17 protein-coding genes and 1 pseudogene are annotated in these 18,169 nt (G+C 62.7%); 12 read left to right on the forward strand and 6 right to left on the reverse strand.

The genetic code is table 11. From position 1 onward, the window contains the following. The first annotated feature begins 119 nt into the window (after positions 1-119). From phnG to EKH80_RS10240, 9 genes are all read left to right on the forward strand, one after another. Positions 120-566 carry a phosphonate C-P lyase system protein PhnG gene (gene phnG / locus EKH80_RS10200; protein ID WP_126684641.1) on the forward strand — a complete coding sequence of 149 codons (447 nt, stop codon included), beginning with the start codon at positions 120-122 and terminating at the stop codon, positions 564-566. Next, a complete protein-coding gene (phnH, locus tag EKH80_RS10205) occupies positions 563-1,141 on the forward strand; it encodes a phosphonate C-P lyase system protein PhnH (protein ID WP_126684642.1) in 579 nt (192 codons plus the stop codon). Before phnG ends, phnH begins: the two co-directional genes overlap by 4 nt. Next, positions 1,142-2,245, forward strand: a complete 1,104-nt coding sequence (locus tag EKH80_RS10210) for a carbon-phosphorus lyase complex subunit (RefSeq protein WP_126684643.1) — start codon at positions 1,142-1,144, stop codon at positions 2,243-2,245. Next, entirely contained in the window at positions 2,242-3,081 is an 840-nt protein-coding gene (locus EKH80_RS10215; RefSeq protein ID WP_126684644.1) for an alpha-D-ribose 1-methylphosphonate 5-phosphate C-P-lyase PhnJ, read from the forward strand. The genes EKH80_RS10210 and EKH80_RS10215 overlap by 4 nt, the downstream gene beginning before the upstream one ends. Further along, entirely contained in the window at positions 3,078-3,848 is a 771-nt protein-coding gene (gene phnK / locus EKH80_RS10220; RefSeq protein ID WP_126684645.1) for a phosphonate C-P lyase system protein PhnK, read from the forward strand. The genes EKH80_RS10215 and phnK overlap by 4 nt, the downstream gene beginning before the upstream one ends. After that, entirely contained in the window at positions 3,845-4,546 is a 702-nt protein-coding gene (gene phnL, locus EKH80_RS10225; RefSeq protein WP_126684646.1) for a phosphonate C-P lyase system protein PhnL, read from the forward strand. The genes phnK and phnL overlap by 4 nt, the downstream gene beginning before the upstream one ends. Positions 4,547-4,597: 51 nt before the next feature. Beyond that, on the forward strand, positions 4,598-5,740 hold the full coding sequence (locus EKH80_RS10230) for an alpha-D-ribose 1-methylphosphonate 5-triphosphate diphosphatase (protein WP_126684647.1): 1,143 nt from the start codon (positions 4,598-4,600) through the stop codon (positions 5,738-5,740). Positions 5,741-6,025: 285 nt separating this feature from the next. Next, positions 6,026-8,689: a TonB-dependent receptor gene (locus EKH80_RS10235; RefSeq protein ID WP_126684648.1), complete on the forward strand. Its 2,664-nt coding sequence runs from the start codon at positions 6,026-6,028 to the stop codon at positions 8,687-8,689. Between the two features lie 73 nt (positions 8,690-8,762). Then, positions 8,763-10,766 (forward strand): tetratricopeptide repeat-containing sulfotransferase family protein, encoded by a 2,004-nt coding sequence (locus EKH80_RS10240; protein ID WP_126684649.1) that lies wholly within the window; start codon positions 8,763-8,765, stop codon positions 10,764-10,766. Positions 10,767-10,857: 91 nt separating this feature from the next. Here EKH80_RS10240 and thrC read toward each other — a convergent pair whose 3' ends face one another. The 6 genes from thrC to EKH80_RS10265 all read right to left on the reverse strand — a co-directional run bounded on the left by thrC (position 10,858) and on the right by EKH80_RS10265 (position 15,722). After that, positions 10,858-12,195, reverse strand: a complete 1,338-nt coding sequence (gene thrC / locus EKH80_RS10245; protein ID WP_196240366.1) for a threonine synthase — start codon at positions 12,193-12,195, stop codon at positions 10,858-10,860. Next, positions 12,192-13,181, reverse strand: a complete 990-nt coding sequence (locus EKH80_RS10250; RefSeq protein WP_126684650.1) for a homoserine kinase — start codon at positions 13,179-13,181, stop codon at positions 12,192-12,194. Before EKH80_RS10250 ends, thrC begins: the two co-directional genes overlap by 4 nt. Further along, positions 13,178-14,320: a homoserine dehydrogenase family protein gene (locus EKH80_RS10255; RefSeq protein ID WP_126684651.1), complete on the reverse strand. Its 1,143-nt coding sequence runs from the start codon at positions 14,318-14,320 to the stop codon at positions 13,178-13,180. Before EKH80_RS10255 ends, EKH80_RS10250 begins: the two co-directional genes overlap by 4 nt. An 88-nt stretch (positions 14,321-14,408) precedes the next feature. Continuing rightward, positions 14,409-14,564, reverse strand: coding sequence for a hypothetical protein (locus EKH80_RS23820; protein WP_158628808.1), 156 nt, complete (start codon positions 14,562-14,564; stop codon positions 14,409-14,411). A gap of 74 nt (positions 14,565-14,638) precedes the next feature. Further along, a complete protein-coding gene (locus EKH80_RS10260; RefSeq protein WP_126684652.1) occupies positions 14,639-14,845 on the reverse strand; it encodes a hypothetical protein in 207 nt (68 codons plus the stop codon). Further along, positions 14,826-15,722 carry an alpha/beta fold hydrolase gene (locus EKH80_RS10265; protein ID WP_158628809.1) on the reverse strand — a complete coding sequence of 299 codons (897 nt, stop codon included), beginning with the start codon at positions 15,720-15,722 and terminating at the stop codon, positions 14,826-14,828. The genes EKH80_RS10260 and EKH80_RS10265 overlap by 20 nt, the downstream gene beginning before the upstream one ends. Before the next feature lie 244 nt (positions 15,723-15,966). Here EKH80_RS10265 and EKH80_RS10270 point away from each other — a divergent pair. The 3 genes and pseudogenes from EKH80_RS10270 to EKH80_RS10280 all read left to right on the forward strand — a co-directional run. Continuing rightward, positions 15,967-16,116 (forward strand): annotated as a pseudogene (locus EKH80_RS10270) (IS1595 family transposase); the annotation flags it as partial. Positions 16,117-16,256: 140 nt separating this feature from the next. Then, entirely contained in the window at positions 16,257-17,159 is a 903-nt protein-coding gene (locus tag EKH80_RS10275; RefSeq protein ID WP_126684654.1) for a hypothetical protein, read from the forward strand. 67 nt (positions 17,160-17,226) lie between these two features. Continuing rightward, the gene (locus EKH80_RS10280) at positions 17,227-18,135 is read left to right on the forward strand and encodes a hypothetical protein (protein WP_126684655.1); all 909 of its coding nucleotides are present in this window, start codon (positions 17,227-17,229) and stop codon (positions 18,133-18,135) included. Positions 18,136-18,169 lie beyond the last annotated feature (34 nt).

An 18,169-nucleotide genomic window follows, 5' to 3' on the forward strand; every position in this document is an offset into this window, starting at 1 on the left:
TGTCTAATCACCGTCATGGCAGCGGCACGCTGACCTGCTGGAATGATCACCTGAAGGCGCCTTGTCGCGCCCCAGCCTGTCTAGATAACTAGATATTTGTGACAAGCCTAGGAACACCCATGGACACCTCCCCCCACTTGGCGCGTGCGCAATGGATGTCGCTGCTGGCGCAGGCCGATCCGGCCGAGCTCGCCGCGGCGATGGACGCGTTTGCGCCGCCCGCCGATACGGCCTGGCTGCGCCCGGCCCAGACTGGCCTGTACATGTTGCGCGGCCGGATCGGCGGCACCGGTCCGCAGTTCAATTTCGGCGAGATTACCGTGACCCGCTGCAGTGTCCAGGTAGGCGAGCGCATCGGCCATGCCTGGGTGCGCGGCAGCCAGGCACGCCATGCCGAGCTGGCCGCCTTTGCCGATGCGCTGATGCAGGACCCCGAGCAGGCTGCGCACCTGCGCCGGCAGGTGATTGAACCGCTGCGCAGTGCCCTGGAAGAGCGCCGGGAAGCGGCGAGCCGCAAGGCTGCCGCCAGCAAGGTGGAATTCTTTACCGTGGTGAGGGGCGAATGATGCTGGCCGCCTTTGCCGAACCCGTATTCGACAGCCAGCGCACGTTCCGCGAACTGCTGCAGGCGATGGCCCGACCGGCGGTGCCGCGCCGCCTGCCCGTCTTGCCGCCCGCGCCTGCGCCGGTCCGGCCGGAAGCGATGGCCATACTGCTGACCCTTTGCGATGCCGCGACTTCGGTCTGGCTGCAGCACCCGGCAGCGGAAGTAGCCGGACATCTGCGCTTCCATGCCGGTTTGCGTCTGGCCGAGCAGACGCAGCAGGCGGATTTCGCCTTGATCGATGCCCCCGCTTCGATGCCCGCGCTGGACAGCTTCGCGTGCGGCGATTTGCGCTATCCGGATCGCTCCGCCAGCCTGATCATGCAGGTTGAGGGCTTTCGCACCGATCGCGGCCGGCGCTTTGCCGGCCCCGGCATTCGCGATACCGAGATGCTTGCTATCGAGGGGCTGCCGGATGAGTTCTGGCACCGGCGCGCGGAGCTTTCCGCGCAGCTGCCGCTGGGTGTGGACCTGTATTTCGTCGCCGCGCAACACGTCGTTGCCATGCCGCGCACGACTCGCTTGCTGGAGGATTGAATGTACGTAGCCGTCAAGGGCGGCGAGCAGGCCATCGCTCGTTCGCTGGAGTTGCTGGCCGAAGCGCGCCGTGGTGACAAGGCTGTGCCGGAGCTGGAGTTGGCGCAGATTCGCGAACAGCTTCGCCTCGGGGTTGCGCGCGTGATGCAGGAAGGCTCGCTGTATGACGAAGAGCTGGCCGCCCTGGCCATCCGCCAGGCGGCGGGCGACATGCTCGAAGCGATCTTCCTGCTGCGTGCGTACCGCACCACCTTGCCACGTTTCGGCTACACGCGGCCGCTGGATACCGCAGCCATGCGCGTGCGGCGCCGGGTCTCGGGCACCTTCAAGGATATTCCTGGTGGTCAGGTGCTGGGTCCCACGTATGACTACACGCAACGCCTGCTCGAATTCGACACCGCGCCGATCCCCACGACGCAACCCGCCGACACTGCACTGCCGGCCAGCATGCCGCGAGTGCTGGATCTGCTCGATGCCGAAGCGCTGATCGAGCGCATCGATCCGGGCAGCGATCCGGAACCGGTCGATCTGACCCGCGAACCGCTGATGTTTCCCGCCAACCGCGCCACGCGCCTGCAGAATCTCGCGCGGGGCGATGAAGGCTTCCTGCTCGGCATGGCCTATTCCACGCAACGCGGCTATGCGGAAAACCATCCCTTCGCCGGCGAAATCCGCATGGGCGAGGTGGATGTCGTGATCTGTCCGGACGAGCTGGGCTTCCCGATCGAAATCGGCTCGATCACGCTGACCGAGTGTCAGATGATCAACCAGTTCCACGGCGGCAACGGCACGCCGCCGCAGTTCACGCGAGGCTACGGCTTGAGCATGGGGGAGGGGGAGCGCAAGGCCATGTCGATGGCCTTGGTCGACCGCGCCTTGCGCTGCGATGAACTGGCCGAAGCGAACCAGGCGCCGGCGCAAAGCCAGGAATTCGTGCTGTCGCATTCGGACAGCGTGGAGGCATCCGGTTTCGTGCAGCACCTGAAACTGCCGCACTACGTGGATTTCCAGGCGGAACTTTCGCTGTTGCGTACGCTGGCCGTGCAGCACACCGCGGATGCCGACGAGCAGCCGTTGAGCGTAACCACAGGAGCGCAGGCATGACTCCGCGCTACAACTTCGCCTTCCTCGATGAAGACACCAAGCGCATGCTGCGCCGAGCCCTGCTCAAGGCCGTGGCGATTCCCGGCTACCAGGTGCCGTTCGGCAGTCGCGAAATGCCGTTGCCCTACGGCTGGGGTACAGGGGGCATCCAGGTCACCGCCGCCTTGCTCGGACCTGACGACGTCCTGAAGGTGATCGACCAAGGGGCGGACGACACCACCAATGCGGTGAATATCCGCCGCTTCTTTTCACGGGTTGCCGGCATTGCAACCACGGAACGCACCGCCGACGCCACGCTGATCCAGACCCGTCACCGCATTCCTGAAACATCGCTCAGGGAAGATCAGATCCTGGTTTTCCAGGTGCCTGAACCCGAGCCGCTGCGCACCCTGGAACCCCGCGAAGCGGAGACGCGCACGTTACACGCCCTGGCCGATTACGGATTGATGCATGTGAAGCTGTACGAAGACATCGCCCAGTACGGGCGCATCGCCACCAGTTATGACTACCCGGTACTGGTCGATGGCCGTTTCCTCACCTCGCCCTCGCCGATCCCCAAGTTCGACAACCCCAAGCTCGATCGCTCGCCGGCCTTGATGCTGTTCGGTGCCGGACGCGAGAAACGTCTCTACGCCATCCCGCCCTATACGCGCGTCGAAAGCCTGGCCTTCGACGATCATCCGTTCGAGCTTCAGAGCTGGGAGCACCATTGCGCGCTGTGCGGCTCGAACGACAGCTACCTGGACGAAGTGGTGGTGGACGATAGCGGTACGCGCATGTTCGTATGCTCCGACACCGACTACTGCAGCGGTCACCGCCCGGAGGCACGAGCATGAGTGCGCTGCTGCAAGTCCGCGATCTGAGTCTTCACTACGGACCACGCGTAGGCTGCGAAGACGTGAGTTTCGACCTGCATCCGGGTGAGCTGCTGTGCATCGTCGGCGAATCGGGTTCCGGCAAATCGACGCTGCTCAATGCCGTTGCAGCGCAGCTCACCCCCACGGCCGGCAGCGTGCGTTATCGCCAGCGCGACGGCGAATGGCTCGAACTTGGCGCGCTGAGCGAAGCGGACCGTCGCCGCCTGGCGCGCGAGGAATGGGGCTTCGTCACCCAGAACCCCCGCGACGGCCTGCGCCTGAATGTCAGTGCGGGCGCCAACGTCGCCGAACGCTTGATGGCGCTCGGCATGCGCCACTACAGCCAATTGCGCGCTACCGCGCGCCATTGGCTCGAACGCGTGGAGATCGACCCCACGCGCATCGACGATGCGCCCACCAGTTTTTCCGGCGGCATGCAGCAGCGTTTGCAGATTGCACGCACGCTCGTGACGCAACCGCGCCTGGTGTTCATGGACGAACCCACCGCCGGCTTGGATGTGTCCGTGCAGGCGCGCATTCTCGATCTGCTGCGACGGTTGGTGAACGAGCTGGGTCTGGCTGCGGTGATGGTGACGCACGACCTGGCCGTGGCGCGCCTGCTGGCCGCGCGCACGATCGTGATGCAAGGCGGCCGCGTGGTCGAAACCGGCCTCACCGACCAGATCCTCGACGATCCGCAACATCCGTATACGCAATTGCTCGTTTCCTCGGTACTGACCACATGACCGCCGCCTTGATGCTTGAACTGCGTGATCTCAGCAAGTCGTTCGAATTGCACCAGCAGCAGGGAGCGCGCCTGAATGTGCTGCGCGGGTTCGACTTGCGGCTACATGCGGGCGAATGCGTGGTGCTGTCCGGTCCGTCGGGCGCGGGCAAGAGCACCTTGTTGCGCGTGATCTACGCCAACTATCGACCCAGCCTTGGTGCGGTGCATGTGCGCCATCAGGATCGCTGGCTCGACCTGGCCAAGGCGACGCCCCACGAGGTCCTGGATGTCCGCCGCCACACCTTGGGCTACGTGAGCCAGTTTCTGCGCGTGATCCCGCGCGTGCCGGCGCTGGATATCGTGGCCGAGCCGCTGGTGGCGCATGGTGTCGACGTCCAGCAGGCGCGCCGCCGCGCTGCTTACATGCTAAGCCGCCTGAACGTGCCCGAACGCCTGTGGCAACTTCCGCCGGGTACGTTTTCCGGCGGCGAACAGCAGCGCGTGAACATTGCGCGCGGCTTGATCGTGCCGCGTCCGATCCTGTTGCTGGACGAACCCACGGCATCACTCGATGCCGACAACCGCGCCATCGTCGCCGAATTGCTGGCCGAGGCGTGCAGTGCCGGCTCCGCCGTGCTCGGCATTTTCCATGACGAGGACATGCGCGATCGCGTTGCCACCCGCCTGTTTCCGATGCAAGCGCTTGAAGCCGCCTGATTTGCCGTTTCAATACCCCGTCTATTGCCACCCGCCCGTGCTGAGAAGACCATGAATGACCTCGTTTTGACCAATGCCCGCATCGTGCTGGACAACAGCGTGATCCACGGCACCCTGATCGCCCGCAAAGGCGTCATCCGCCTGGTCGAAGACGGCTCGACCCAGGCTCCCGGCGCGATCGATTGCGAAGGCGACTACATCATTCCAGGCCTGGTGGAGCTGCACACGGACAATCTGGAAAAGCACCTGATGCCGCGCGCGGGCGTGATCTGGCCATCGATTCCCGCCGTACTGACGCATGACGCACAGGTGGCAGCGGCTGGCATTACCACGGTCTTCGACGCGCTGTCGGTAGGCGACCTGGAAGAGGAAAGCGTGCGCATCGAAACCCTGCGCAGCACTTACGATGCCATCCTGGAGGGACAGGCCACCGGCGCCTTGCGTGCGGAGCACTGGATTCACCTGCGCTGCGAGCTGGCCTATCCGCGCCTGATCGAAGCGCTTGAACCGTTGATGGATCATGGCAGCGTGCGCCTGATCTCGCTGATGGACCACACGCCGGGCCAGCGCCAGTACCGCGATCTGGCGCAGTACCGCAAGTACTACAGCAAGAACCACATGAGCTGGACGGAAGACGAATTTGCCGACGTCGTGCGGCGTCGTACCGAGCAGCAGGCCCAATACAGCGCCAGGCACGAAAGCATCGTGCTGGGCATGATGCACGGCCGCAGCATGGTGCTGGCCAGCCATGACGACACGGATACCCAACAAGTGGAGCATGCGCACCGCATCGGCGTGACGATCTCGGAATTTCCCACCACCCAGGAAGCCGCCGATGCCGCGCATGCGCGCGGCCTGGTCACGGTGATGGGGGCGCCCAACGTCGTTCGCGGCGGTTCGCACTCCGGCAACGTCGCGGCGCTGGAGCTGGCCCGCACCGATCGGCTGGACATGTTGTCCTCCGACTATGTGCCGGCCAGCTTGCTGCATGGCGCCTTCATGCTGCATACGCAAGCTGGCTGGTCGATGCCCAAGGCGATGGCGACGGTAAGCCGCAATCCCGCGAAGGCGCTGGGCTTTGACGATCGTGGCTCGCTGAAAGCCGGCATGCGCGCGGATGTCGTGCGTATGCGCGCCGTGGATCGTCTGCCTATCGTGCGCAATGTGTGGGTACGCGGAGAGCGCGCGTTCTAATCGTTTCAGGCACATGTCTGCTGGACGTAGGCTGGGATGAAAATCCCAGCATTGCCGTGCCTGCACATCGCGATGTCGGGGATTGCCCTCCGGTCTGCGCGCTGGGCTATCGAGCCCGGAAATAGGCATCGCACGTATTCGCTCGGGAAAAGGCATAGACAGCCATCCAACTTGGCTAGACCACGTCATAAGCGTTTCATCGCTGCTCTCTAGCCTCTGCAAAGTTGCCGTATCCAACATTTGTGCCGGCGGATTCCGGCCTTCACACCCTCGGGGGAAACCATCTTGAAGATCAATCCAATCACCTGCGCGGTGCTGGCCGCGCTCGCGGTGACTCGTGTGTCCTATGCCGATGGCACGGCCCAACCGGCGGCGACCGCCCAGCCGGCCTCGACCAGTCAGCCGGCGCAGCCGGACAAGGCGGGGGACAAGTCGGCGAACAAGGCGAATTCGTCGCAGGCGTCCATGCTCGGCGTAGTCACCGTTACCGCGCAGCGCACGGCCGAGGACATGCAGGACGTGCCGATCACGCTGCAGGCGTTCACCGCCACCACCTTGCAGCAGCAGAACATCGTGTCGTTCAACGACCTGATCAAATACCTGCCCAATGTGACCTTCGCCGCCAACGGTCCGGGCCAGGGCAATATCTACATGCGCGGCCTCAGCACCGGCTTCCTGGGCAACCAGTCCAGCGCATCGATTGCGCCGTTCCCGAACGTCGCGGTCTATCTCGACGACCAGTCGATGCAATTTCCGGCGCGCAACCTCGACATCTACATGGCCGACATGGAGCGCGTCGAGGTGCTCGAAGGCCCGCAGGGCACGCTGTTCGGCGGTGGCGCCGAAGCGGGCGCGGTGCGCTACATCACCAACAAGCCGGACCTGTACAAGGTCAGCGGCAACGCGGAAGCCGGAATCGGTACGACCGAAGGCGGCTCGTCGAACAACTCGGCCCACGTGGTGCTCAACCTGCCGATCATCCCCGGCAAGCTCGCCGTGCGCGGTGTCATCTACAACGAGCGCCAGGGCGGCTATATCGACAACGTGCCCAGCACGTTCACCCGCCGACCCACCGACGGCGGTGGCGCGATGGCGCCTTATGTGGCTGCCGGCGGTACCCCGGTCGCCAACAACTATTCCGTGGCGCAGAGCAGCTGGAACCCGGTCACCTACCAGGGCGGCCGTCTGAGCGTCGCCTACCAGATCAACGACAACTGGAACGCACTGATCTCCGAGAGCTACCAGGACCTGGATGCACGAGGCCAGTCCTCGATCTATCCGATCGGTGCCGATGGCCAGGCGCTAGGCACCAACCAGATCAACGCGTTTGTGCCGGCCTGGAACAAGGACCGCTTCTCCAACACCGCCTGGACCTTGAACGGCCAGGTCGGCGACCTTTCGCTGGTGTACACCGGCGGCTACACCAATCGCCACATCAGCGAACAGCAGGACTACACCAACTACTCGCGCAGCGCCGGTGGCATGTATTACAGCTGCACCGGCACTTCGGCCGGCCTGTCCAGCGCCGGCAAGCCGATCTGCTACTCGCCGGTGGGCTATTGGAACGACCGCGTGGCCAGCACGCACGAAACGCACGAGCTGCGCCTGAGCACGCCGGACGACTATCGCCTGCGCGCCATCGGCGGTCTGTACTATGAAAACTTCAACATCGACGACCACATGAACTTCGACTACAGGACGATCCCGTCCTGTACGCCGCAGAACCTCACCAGCGCCCTAGCCGGCGGCGCGCCCTGCGTGGCCAACGCCATGTCCTCACCCGGTGTGATGCTTCCCGACGGCACGGCCTTCGGCGAGGTGGAGCGGCGCGGCTACAAGCAGGAAGCAGCGTTTGGTTCGCTGTCCTACGACATCATTCCGGATGTGTTGACCGTGACCGGCGGCACGCGTTACTACCATTACTCCGAATGGCAGACCGGGACCGAGTTCTGGACCGCCAGCAACCAGGTGAACGTCCCCAACGGCACCTACCTTGGCAATGACGCGGTGATGAACTACCACACCACCTATCATGGCTTCAAAAGTCGTGCGAACGTGGAATGGCACATCACGCCTGACGTGATGGTGTACTACACCTTCTCGCAGGGCTTCCGTCCGGGCGGCTTCAACCGCACCACCGGCGCAGTGGCCAAGCTCAATGGCCAGGCGCAGTACCAGAAGCCGATCAGCTACGCCCCCGATACGCTGACCAACAACGAGATCGGCTTCAAGACCACGTTCTTCAATGACCGCCTGCTGCTCAACGGCTCGCTGTACGACATGCGGTGGGACAACGTGCAGATGCAGTTCTTCAACCCGCTGGTGCTGGGCAACACCACCTTCGCGGTCAACGGGCCGAACTACAAGGTGGACGGCATGGAGCTGCAATGGCATGCGCGCCTCACCGACGGCCTGTCGCTGATCGGCTCCGGTTCGCTCAACCACGCCAAGCAGACCAATTCGCCGTGCCTGGTCGACAACATTCCGAAGTCGCCCAACTACAACCAGTGCATCATCCAGACCGGCGCCGCCGCTGCAGTGACGTCGTTCGCCAATCCGTTCGGTGTCATCGGCAGCACGCCGGCCTTCTCACCCCGTTCGCAGGTCAATATGCGCTTGCGTTACGACTGGACCTTCGGTGACGGCTACAAGGCGTTCTGGCAGTTCGGCGCCAACTACACCGGCTCGATGTACAACCAGCCGGCAACCTATCCGAGCGGCGCGGGCGTGACCGACATCACCACGGTGGAACTGCGTTACCTGCAGGCCGGTTACACCACCTTCGACGCCTCGGTCGGCCTTGCCAAGGATGCCTGGAACGTTTCGCTCTACGGCACCAACCTGGGCAACAGCCACGCGAGCGTGTTTACCTCGTCGGCCGAGTTCATCAAGTCGGAAGTGCCCATTCGCCCGCGCGTGGTGGGTGTGAAGTTCGGCTACAAGTTCTGACCTGCTTACTCCGCGAGCAGGGAAGTAGAATTGGGGTGGGCGCAAGCCCACCCTCTTTTTTTAAGGTTTACGCATGAACGCCACGGCGATCGACCCATCGGTGGAGCAGGGGCTCCAACGCATACGCGAATGGCAACAGCAAGGCCAGCATGCGCAGGCCCTGCAGGCCGCCCAGGCGTTGGCGGTCGGTGCGCCGGACCATCGCGATGTGCTGCACCTGATCGCCAGAAGCCAGCGCTACCTTGGACAGCTCGAGGCCGCCTTGGCGACACTCGCGCGGCTGGAACTGGGTCATCCCCATTTCAGTCGCCTGCACGAAGAACGCGGCCTGTGTTACGTGGCGATGCGCGATGCGCCGCATGCCGTCGACGCCTTGCTGCGCGCGGTCAACATCAATCCTGCGTTGGCTTCGAGCTGGCATATGCTCGAAGGTCTGTATCGCATGACTGGCGAAACCGCCAACGCCGCAACGGCAGCGGCGCACGTGGCCACGCTCAAGCGCCTGGCTCCGGAAGTCGTCCATGCCACCAGTCTGTTCTCGGATGGCGACCTGGAGCCGGCCGAAAGCATCATTCGTCCGTACCTGCTCAGGGTCGGCAACGATATTGAAGCCATGCGTCTGCTTGCCCGCCTCGGCCTGGTTCGCGATGTGCTCGATGACGCCGAAATCCTGCTCGATGCGGTGCTTAAGATCGACCCGGACTATCACGCTGCACGTTACGACTATGCCTGCGTATTGTTCGAGCGGCACCTGTATCAGCGCGCCTGCGAAGAGATCGAAAAGCTGCTCGCCGTCGCCCCCAGCCATCTCGACTACCGCACGCTTTACGCCAGCGCGAGTGTGGGCCTGGGCGAACACGAGCGTGCCATCACGCTATACCGGGAGCTGCTGCGCGATATGCCTGGTGCGGCGGACCTGCATCTGTCGCTCGCCCACTCGCTGAAGACGCAAGGCAGGCAGGCTGAGGCGATCGAAGCCTATCGCGCCGCAACGGCGGCACGCCCCAGCTTTGGCGACGCTTACTGGAGCCTGGCCAACCTCAAGACTTACGGTTTTACGGACGATGAAATCGCGCGCATGCGTAGCGAGGAAGGCTCGCCGGCAACACCGTTGGTCGACCGCTACCATCTGTGCTTCGCGCTGGGCAAGGCATGGGAAGATCGCGGCGACTATGCCCAGTCGTGGCACTACTACGAGCAAGGCAATGCGCTGAAGCGTTCGGAAAGCCGCTACCGGGCCGAGATCATCGAAACCAACACGCGCAAGCAGATCCAAGTGTGCACGCGCGAGTTCCTGGCAAGCCGTGTGGGGATGGGTGATCCGAGTCCCGATCCGATTTTCATCGTCGGCTTGCCGCGCGCCGGCTCCACCCTGATCGAGCAGATCCTCGCCTCGCACTCGCTGGTCGAAGGTACGCAAGAGCTGGCGGACATCCCGCGCATCGTGCTGGACCTGCAAGGACGCGATCCCAATCTGGACGATCCGCGCTATCCGGGCGTCTTGACCCAACTGCCACCCGAGGCATTTCGCCGGCTCGGTGAAAAGTATCTGCGCGACACCCGGATCTATCGCAGCGGCAAGCCCTACTTCATCGACAAGATGCCGAACAATTTTCGGCATCTGGGACTGATCCATTTATTGCTGCCCAACGCGAAAATCATCGACGCACGCCGCGAACCCATGGCCTGCTGCTTCAGCAATCTCAAGCAACTGTTTGCCACCGGCCAGGAGTTCACCTACAGCATCGAAGACATTGCGCGCTACTACCGTACCTATCTCGACCTGATGCAACACTGGGACGAGGTGCTGCCGGGCCGCATCCTGCGCGTCTATCACGAAGACATAGTCGATGACCTGGAAGGCAACGTGCGCCGCATCCTGGATTTCTGCGGCCTGCCGTTCGAGCCGGGCTGCCTTGAGTTCCACAAGACCGAGCGAAGCGTGCGCACGGCCAGCTCCGAACAGGTGCGCCGCCCCATCTTTCGCGACGGCGTCGACCAGTGGACCAAGTACGCTCCCTATCTCGCTGCGCTCAAAGAGCAGCTCGGTGATGCGCTGGAGCGCTATCGCACGTAGGCTGGGATGACAATCCCAGCATCGCGCAGGCGCATGCATGGCAATGCTGGGTTTAGCAGCCCAGCCTACGATCACGGCGGTGCGGGTTTTCTCAGGACGGCAACATCACGTGTGGCGCCGCTCTTTCCAACAGCCACCTCTGCAGCGCTTGATCTTCCGCCGCCATCGCTTGCGCTGACGCCGATCGCCGAAGCATCTCGGCCAGCGCAGGCGGCACCTCCACCGGCCTGCCAATCAGCGGTTCGACGACACTTTCGAACTTCGCCGGATGGGCCGTAGCGACGACTGCCCACGGCGCATTGTCACCGGCAGCGCGCAATCGATCGAGCACGTGCATCGCTGTTGCGGTATGCGGGCAGAACACCTCGCCATGCTCACGTGCATGCGAGGAAATCGTAGCAGCGATGGTGCGGTCATCCACGCTCTGCGCGTGCAAGCTCTGGCGCAGCTCATCGGCATCCGGATACGTCCAGCGCAGGCGTTCAAAATTGCTGGGTGCGCCCACGTCCATCGCGTTCGCCAGGGTTGCGACGGCCTGGCGTGGCGTGTAGTCGTGGCCGGCAAAGAAATCCGGCAGCGTTTCGTTGGCGTTGCAGGCAAGGCGAATCTCGCCCAGCGGCAAGCCCATCGCGCGCACCCAGACGGCCGCCAGCGCATTGCCCAGGTTGCCGGTGGGCACGACAAAGTTCAGCGCTACGCGATGTTTTTGCCACCACGCCAATGCGGCGTGCGCGTAATAGCTCATCTGCGGCAGCAGTCTGCCTAGGCTGATGCTGTTGGCCGATGACAGGGGTGATTGCACTTGCAGGCCGGCATCGTTCAAGGCTGCCTTCACCATGCGCTGGCAATCGTCGAAGCGGCCCTGCACACGCAACGCCTGCACGTTTTCGCCGAAACAGCCAAGCTGATGGGCCTGGCGCGGCGAAACGCGGCCATCGGGATAGAGAATCGCCACTTCAATGCCGGGCTGGCGATGGAAGGCGGCGCCGACTGCCGCACCGGTGTCGCCGGAGGTCGCCACCAGGATGGTCAAAGGCGTAGTTGCGTCGCTACGCATACGGCGCAGGCAGGCGGCAAGAAAGCGCGCCCCCACATCCTTGAAGGCCGCCGTGGGGCCGTGGAACAGCTCCAGTACGGATGTATTCGGATGCTCTGGGAGCGGACGTAACGGCGTGGGAAAAGTCAGTGCCTCGGCGCAAAGGGCGGGCAGCGCTGCAGCCAGCCCGTCGCCAGCGAAGAAGGGTGCCAGCAGCGTGGCTGCCGTTTCGGCCAGGCTGCTGCCCGGCCTGAAATCCTCCACGCTGAGCGTCGGCAAATGATCCGGCACGTACAAACCACCATCCGCAGCAAGCCCTGCAGCGATCGCCTCGCTCAAGCTGACCGATGGGCCCACGCCGCGCGTGCTGTGGTAACGCAAGGCTTCACTCATGCGTGTTCACCGGCGTCGAGCGAAGCAACCAGGGTGGCGGCAGGTCCGTCCACCGGCGAGACGAAGCTGTCGCTGTCCAGTCCCGCTTCGGCAAAGGCGCTGCGCATCGCGTTGGCCGCGGCCTCGGCTTGCGCGCGATGTTCGAACCAGCCGAACACGCTGGGCCCTGCGCCGGAGATACTGGCGCCCAGTGCGTGGTGATCCAGGGCCGCCTGCTTTACCCGCGCAAAATTCGGGATCAGCGAAGCGCGGCGCGGCTCCACCAGTACGTCCTTCAGTCCCTCACGCACCAGATCCGCTTCGCCGCGGAAGCAGCCGGCCAGCACCAGGGCGAGGTTGGCCGACTGCGCCACGAATTCCCCCAGTGCATAGTCGCCGGCCAGGGCAGCTCGTGCCTTGCGCGTTTCCAGCATTACGTGTGGATGCACCAGCGCGCAATGCCAACTCGCAGGCACCGGCAGGCGCACCAGGCGGTCGCGCGTTGCCAGCACCAGGCCACCCAGCAGCATCGGGCCGACGTTGTCGCCATGGCGGCCGCCACTGGCCACGGCTTCGCCCTCCACTGCGAAGCCGTACAGCGATTCGCGTGGCAATGGCCGCTCCAGCAAGGCGTTCGCCGCCACCAGCGCCGCCACGCACGAAGCGGCCGAGCCGCCCATGCCGGAGCCGAGCGCGATGCCTTTGTGCAGCGAAATCTCGAAGCCATGCTGCAAACCCAGAGCCTTGCGCAAAGCCATCAAGGCGGCCCCGGCCGTGTTCTGCGCGGCATCCATCGGCAACACGTCCACGCAGCCATCTATGCTGGCCAGGCGCACGACTGGCGCATCGATGCGCCGCACATCGACGCGATCGCCGGCACCCGCGATGCAGTGGCCAAGAATGTCGAAACCAACGCCCACGTTGCCGACGCTGGCGAAGGCGGTGGCGGAGGCAGTTTGCAGGCGTTGCACGGACATGGAGGGCTTCACGGCAAAAGGGGCGTTCATGCGCGCACCTGTAGCGATTCGGCGATGCGCAGCAGGTCGGCGAAGATCCCAGCGGCCGTCACTTCGGGACCGGCGCCGGGGCCTTGCACCAGCAGCGGATTGTCGCGGTAGCGCTGGGTACGGAATTGCACGATGTTATCCGTAAGCCGCGTATGCGCGAACGGGTGCGGGGAAGGCAGCGCCTGCAGGCCGACCTGGGCGCGGCCGTTGCGGTCGAGGCTGGCGACGTGGCGCAGTACGCCCTGGTGCGCATGGGCCTCGGCAAGGCGCGCGGCCATCGGCGCGTCGAGCTCTTCCAGGCGTGCCATGAATTCCTCCAGCGGCACCTCCGCCAGTTCCGCCGGCACCAGGCTCTCTACCGCCACGTCATGCAAGGACATCGGCCAGCCTGCTTCACGCGCCAGTATCACCAGCTTGCGCGCCACATCCATGCCGGACAAATCGTCGCGCGGATCGGGCTCCGTATAACCCAGCGCATGCGCTTCACGCACCAGCGCTGAGAACGGGCGTTTGCCGTCGTACTGGCAACACAGCCAGGCGAGCGTGCCGGAGAACATGCCCTCCACCGACAGCAGCTGATCGCCGGTGTCGAGCAGGTCACGCAGCGTCTGCACTACGGGCAGGCCGGCGCAAACCGTCGCTTCATAGCGGAAGCGGCCGCCGTGCTGGCTCGCTGCGCGAATCGCCTGCCAGCGCGAGAGTGGGCCACTGCTCGCCAGTTTGTTCGGCGTCACAACGTGCAGACCGGAGGCGAGCCAGTAGGAATACTTCGATGCCACCATGTCGTTCGCGCTGCAGTCGACCAGCATCGCGTGACGCCCCTCGTCGCCGCGAACGTGCGCAGCGAATTGCTCCAGATCGGTGGGGCGCCAGGTCTGCGCGTCGTGCTGGGCGTTGAGTTCCGGATCATCGCAGTCCAGCCACATGCGGCGGCTGGCGGCCACGCCGCACAGCTTCAACGCAAGCCCGGTGTCACGCAGCAGGCGTTCTTGTGCCGCACGCAACTGCGCCAGCAGCACGCTGCCTACGCGCCCGGGCCCGATCAGCCCGACGGCGAGGGTTCGTCGTCGTGACATGGCGGCCTGTAAAGACGGCAGGCGATGCGGATGTTCAGCGATGGGTGGTGCACAGCTTTCCATGACGGCCTCCGGTAGAGGCCCCTAGCTCGCTGGCGGTTCGGAAGTGCCGGCCCGCCTCGTCGAGGGCGGGACCGTTTGCGTGTGAAGACTATTCGCGCACAGACACCACCCCAGACCCGGTCGTTCCGGTTCCGGTAGTGGTGGTAATAATCGTGGTGGCGATGATCGTTGCCGCCGCAACGCCCGTACGACCAGTGTTGACCGGTGCGAATTCGATGCGTGCTGGCGTGGATACGGGCGACATGGGGTCGACACTACTTGTGCACTGCAGCGGCTGTCAACGGTTGCTTGCGAAACCAAATCCAGGCCGATTCGCTTTCATTCCACCTTGGTGGTGCCGTTGTCCGGGGATGCCGTGCCGTCGCGGATTTGCTGGATGAATAGCGAAACCTCGCGCATGACCAGGTCGGCCCGATCCACTTGCACGTAATGCCCGCTGCCCTTGGCAATGATGCGCCGGCTGCGCGTGGAAAGCTGCTTGAGATCCTCCTGCATACCGTTCCAGCTATCGGAAACCGCTTTCATTACGGCCGGCGGAAAGGGGAGAGGATCGTCCTTTCTGGCGGGTCCGGCCGGGTCCTCGGAAAAAAATCAGGATGGGCAGACTGCCGAAAGGTCCGCTCTGGCGCGTCTCGTCGCTGGAACGATCGATATCACGGAACTCGCCGATACCCGCTGCCACGATCGAGGGGACGCAAGCGTCAGACAGAATCCAGCCTCGTTCGGATTCCAGGCCGGGCTCGATGTCCGGACATTGACCAGTGGCGCGGGCAACGCCAAGCACCGTCATCCATTTCATCAGCGCGAAGTTGGGAACGCTGCCCATTACTTCCTTGGGCAGGCGTTTCATCTGGTCGGGCGTGCTGCCGTCCACGAACACCAGCCCGGCCAGATCGTGCGGATAACGCGTTGCATAGGCGCGTAGATAAACACCGGCAATCGAATGTCCCATCAGTACGAACGGCTTCGCTATGCCGGCTTGTTCGAGCAGCGCATGCAATTGGTCCGCTAGCGTGTTGGCGTCGTGATCGTTCGATAGGGTGTCACTGCGACCCAGGCCGGAACGATCGTACGAACACACCTGCGTGGTTTTCGACAGCTCCGGCTGCACCTTCGCCCACACCGTGCAGTCATCGCCCAGGCCGGCATCGAGTACCAGGGTGGGCGAGCCCGTGCCGGTGCAATACATGTGCATCGCGTGCCCATCGACCCGATAAGTTTTTCCGGGAGCGGGATACGCCAGGCGGTAATGGCGGATCATCAGTGCATTCCATGTTGCACCGGTGATGCACGTCAGTACGAGCAGCAGGAGAAGGCCGATACCGATCCTGGCCAGGAGGCGACGCCAGCGGTGCTCGCGGCTTGGCTGGCCAATACTGTTTTGCCGACTATCCAACGCCATGGGACATCTCCCCGGGAGGATGGGGGGGATAATAGCAATCCTTGGACGAGAAATAGGAAATCGAATTGCACCGCGGCCATAAGGCTGCCGGCATGGCGCAGCACGTTGCCGATGCTGTGCCGGACGCTTCGTGTTGGACAATGCCGACATGAAAAGCAGCCAAGGCGAGGTACTACGTGGGGAAATTGCCCCAAGCTTCCATCCGCCGCACCGTGGTACGTTTATCAATATGAAAATCGGATGGCAGGCATCGCGCCATTTGGCTGAAGCCGCCTATCGATTCAATCGTCGGTTTTGCTTGCACCAGATGCTGCCTTGCCTGGCGCGAGCGATGATGCTTTGCAAGCCTCAGCCAGAGCCGGCCCTACGCAGGGCGAGCAACTTTCATGTCTGAGGTTCGAGGCTGATCAGGAACGCTGCTTTGAAGCTTTTCTGAAGCCGGCGCCTTTCACAGCGGTGCAGTCTGATAGGAGATTGAATCATGGCCAATGGTGACGACATGCAACCACTTGGTAAGCTGCGGGAGCTCTGCCAATGAATCGCAAAAAGATCGAGTGGTTCGCCGCAGTCTTGGCGTGGGTTTTGTTGCCGATGACGGCCTATGCGCTCCCTTTATATTGGTACAAGTACGTTCCGTTGCGTGCCGGCCAAGCGGCAAGCGCTGATCAGATCGAAAGTGTAGTGCACGTGCTTTTCAGGAGCGGCATATCAGTGAACCGGCCACGAAGTGTTCGCGATAATATTGCGCTTGATTTCTACAATGACTTTTCTAATTCCATAGAGCATGGCTACTTTACGCCGTTGTATCCAACCATCCAGGAGGCGGAATCAGAGGCAAGGTTTAACGCGCCACTCAATGGCATACTGATGGAAGTGGCTCCGGACGAAAGGGCCTTCGATCTCAGGCGGACGATCGACAATCTGGAATCCGCCATACCCAATCAGGACGCTGAACGGTCAAAAATACTAAGATACCTTGCTGCTGTATTGAGGCACATCCCCCCTCGCACATTGATAGCAGGAATGCCTTTGCCGTCGGACGATGCGCCCATCACCCCAACGATTCAAGGTGCACACGTAAGACGGGCGATCATCTATCTTAATGACGCAGTGGTGCGCGAAGTGACGAGGAACAGTCAAGATCCGCCATTTTCCGAGCCGTCTGATACCCATTTAGCACAAGGCTATGAGTTCAGTGCATCACCTGTTCCATTCCCCGTGCGTGGGCCGGTCTCAACCGTTGCTCCTGGGACGGATAATCTGACGTTCTTTGGGCAGTGTCGTGCACTAACTCGTGCCTTGAGCCCATCGACAGGGCGCGATCACCGTTATTCGCAGCAAGAAACATGCAAATCAGAAATGATCACCTTGGATGAATTTAGCCGAAGGCATGCTCGTCACCAAGGAGTCACGGCGCCGCTGACGCTTTTGCTTTGATGAGAGCAGGAAAAAACCTGCATCGATAGGGGTTTTGCTTATTACTGTCGGGTCGCGAGTCTTCATTATGAATGGAAAGCTCATCCCTTGGGTTGCCCTGGTTTTTGCGTGGTCTTTGTTGTCGGCGGAGTCCTGTGCACGTCCTTCGTCGCATTGGTATATGGCTGTAGCGGTGCCTGAAGATATGACCGTCGATGGTCTCGAAATGCAGGCGCATCTATTCTTCAGTCACGGAGCGCCGGTGGCGCAGCCACGGAGCATTCACGACGATATTGCACTTGATTTCTACAATGCGTTGACGGCTTCCGTCATCCACCCCTATTTCCTGCTGTTGTATCCAACCTTGGAAGGGGCGGAAATGAGCGAGCGACGGTCGGGTCCGATGAATGCCATCATCTTTGAAGTCGCCCCGGACGAAAGGGTCTTTCACTTTGGACAGACCATGCACAATCTGAAGGGCGTTGTTCCCATGCAAGGTGATCTTGGGCGGTCGCTCATACTGAGGTTTCTTGCAAATGCCGCCAGAGACGTCGGCGACGATGCGGCGATAGCCGGAATGCCTTTGGCTGTGGACGATGCGCCCATCGATCCGGTCATTCAAGGTGCTCATATAGAGCGAGCGCGTATTTACCTCAATAACGTGTTGGTGCGTACGGTAGACCGGATTGATCAACAAGATGGGCCATTCATCGAGCCTGGGAATAGCCATGTGACTGAAGGATATCCGTTCAACCCGCCAAGGCAGGTATTTCCGGTCCATGGTCGAATCGTGTCGGTGGCTCCCGGGACAGATAACTTGACGCTTTTTGGGCCATGCAACACTCAAGGGCCTGCTCCCATCCGGTCAGGCCGCTTCGATCGCAAACGGTCGTTGGAAAACGCCTGCCCATCGGAAATGACCAGCCTGGATGAATTCAACCGCAGGCATGTTCGTCACGAGGGAATCATGGTTCCCGTAACGCTTTTGCTCTGGTGAGCGCCATGATCGAATCCATTGAAGAGGGCATCGC

It is taken from the genome of Dyella choica (genome assembly GCF_003977665.1).
Lineage (GTDB): Bacteria > Pseudomonadota > Gammaproteobacteria > Xanthomonadales > Rhodanobacteraceae > Dyella_B > Dyella_B choica.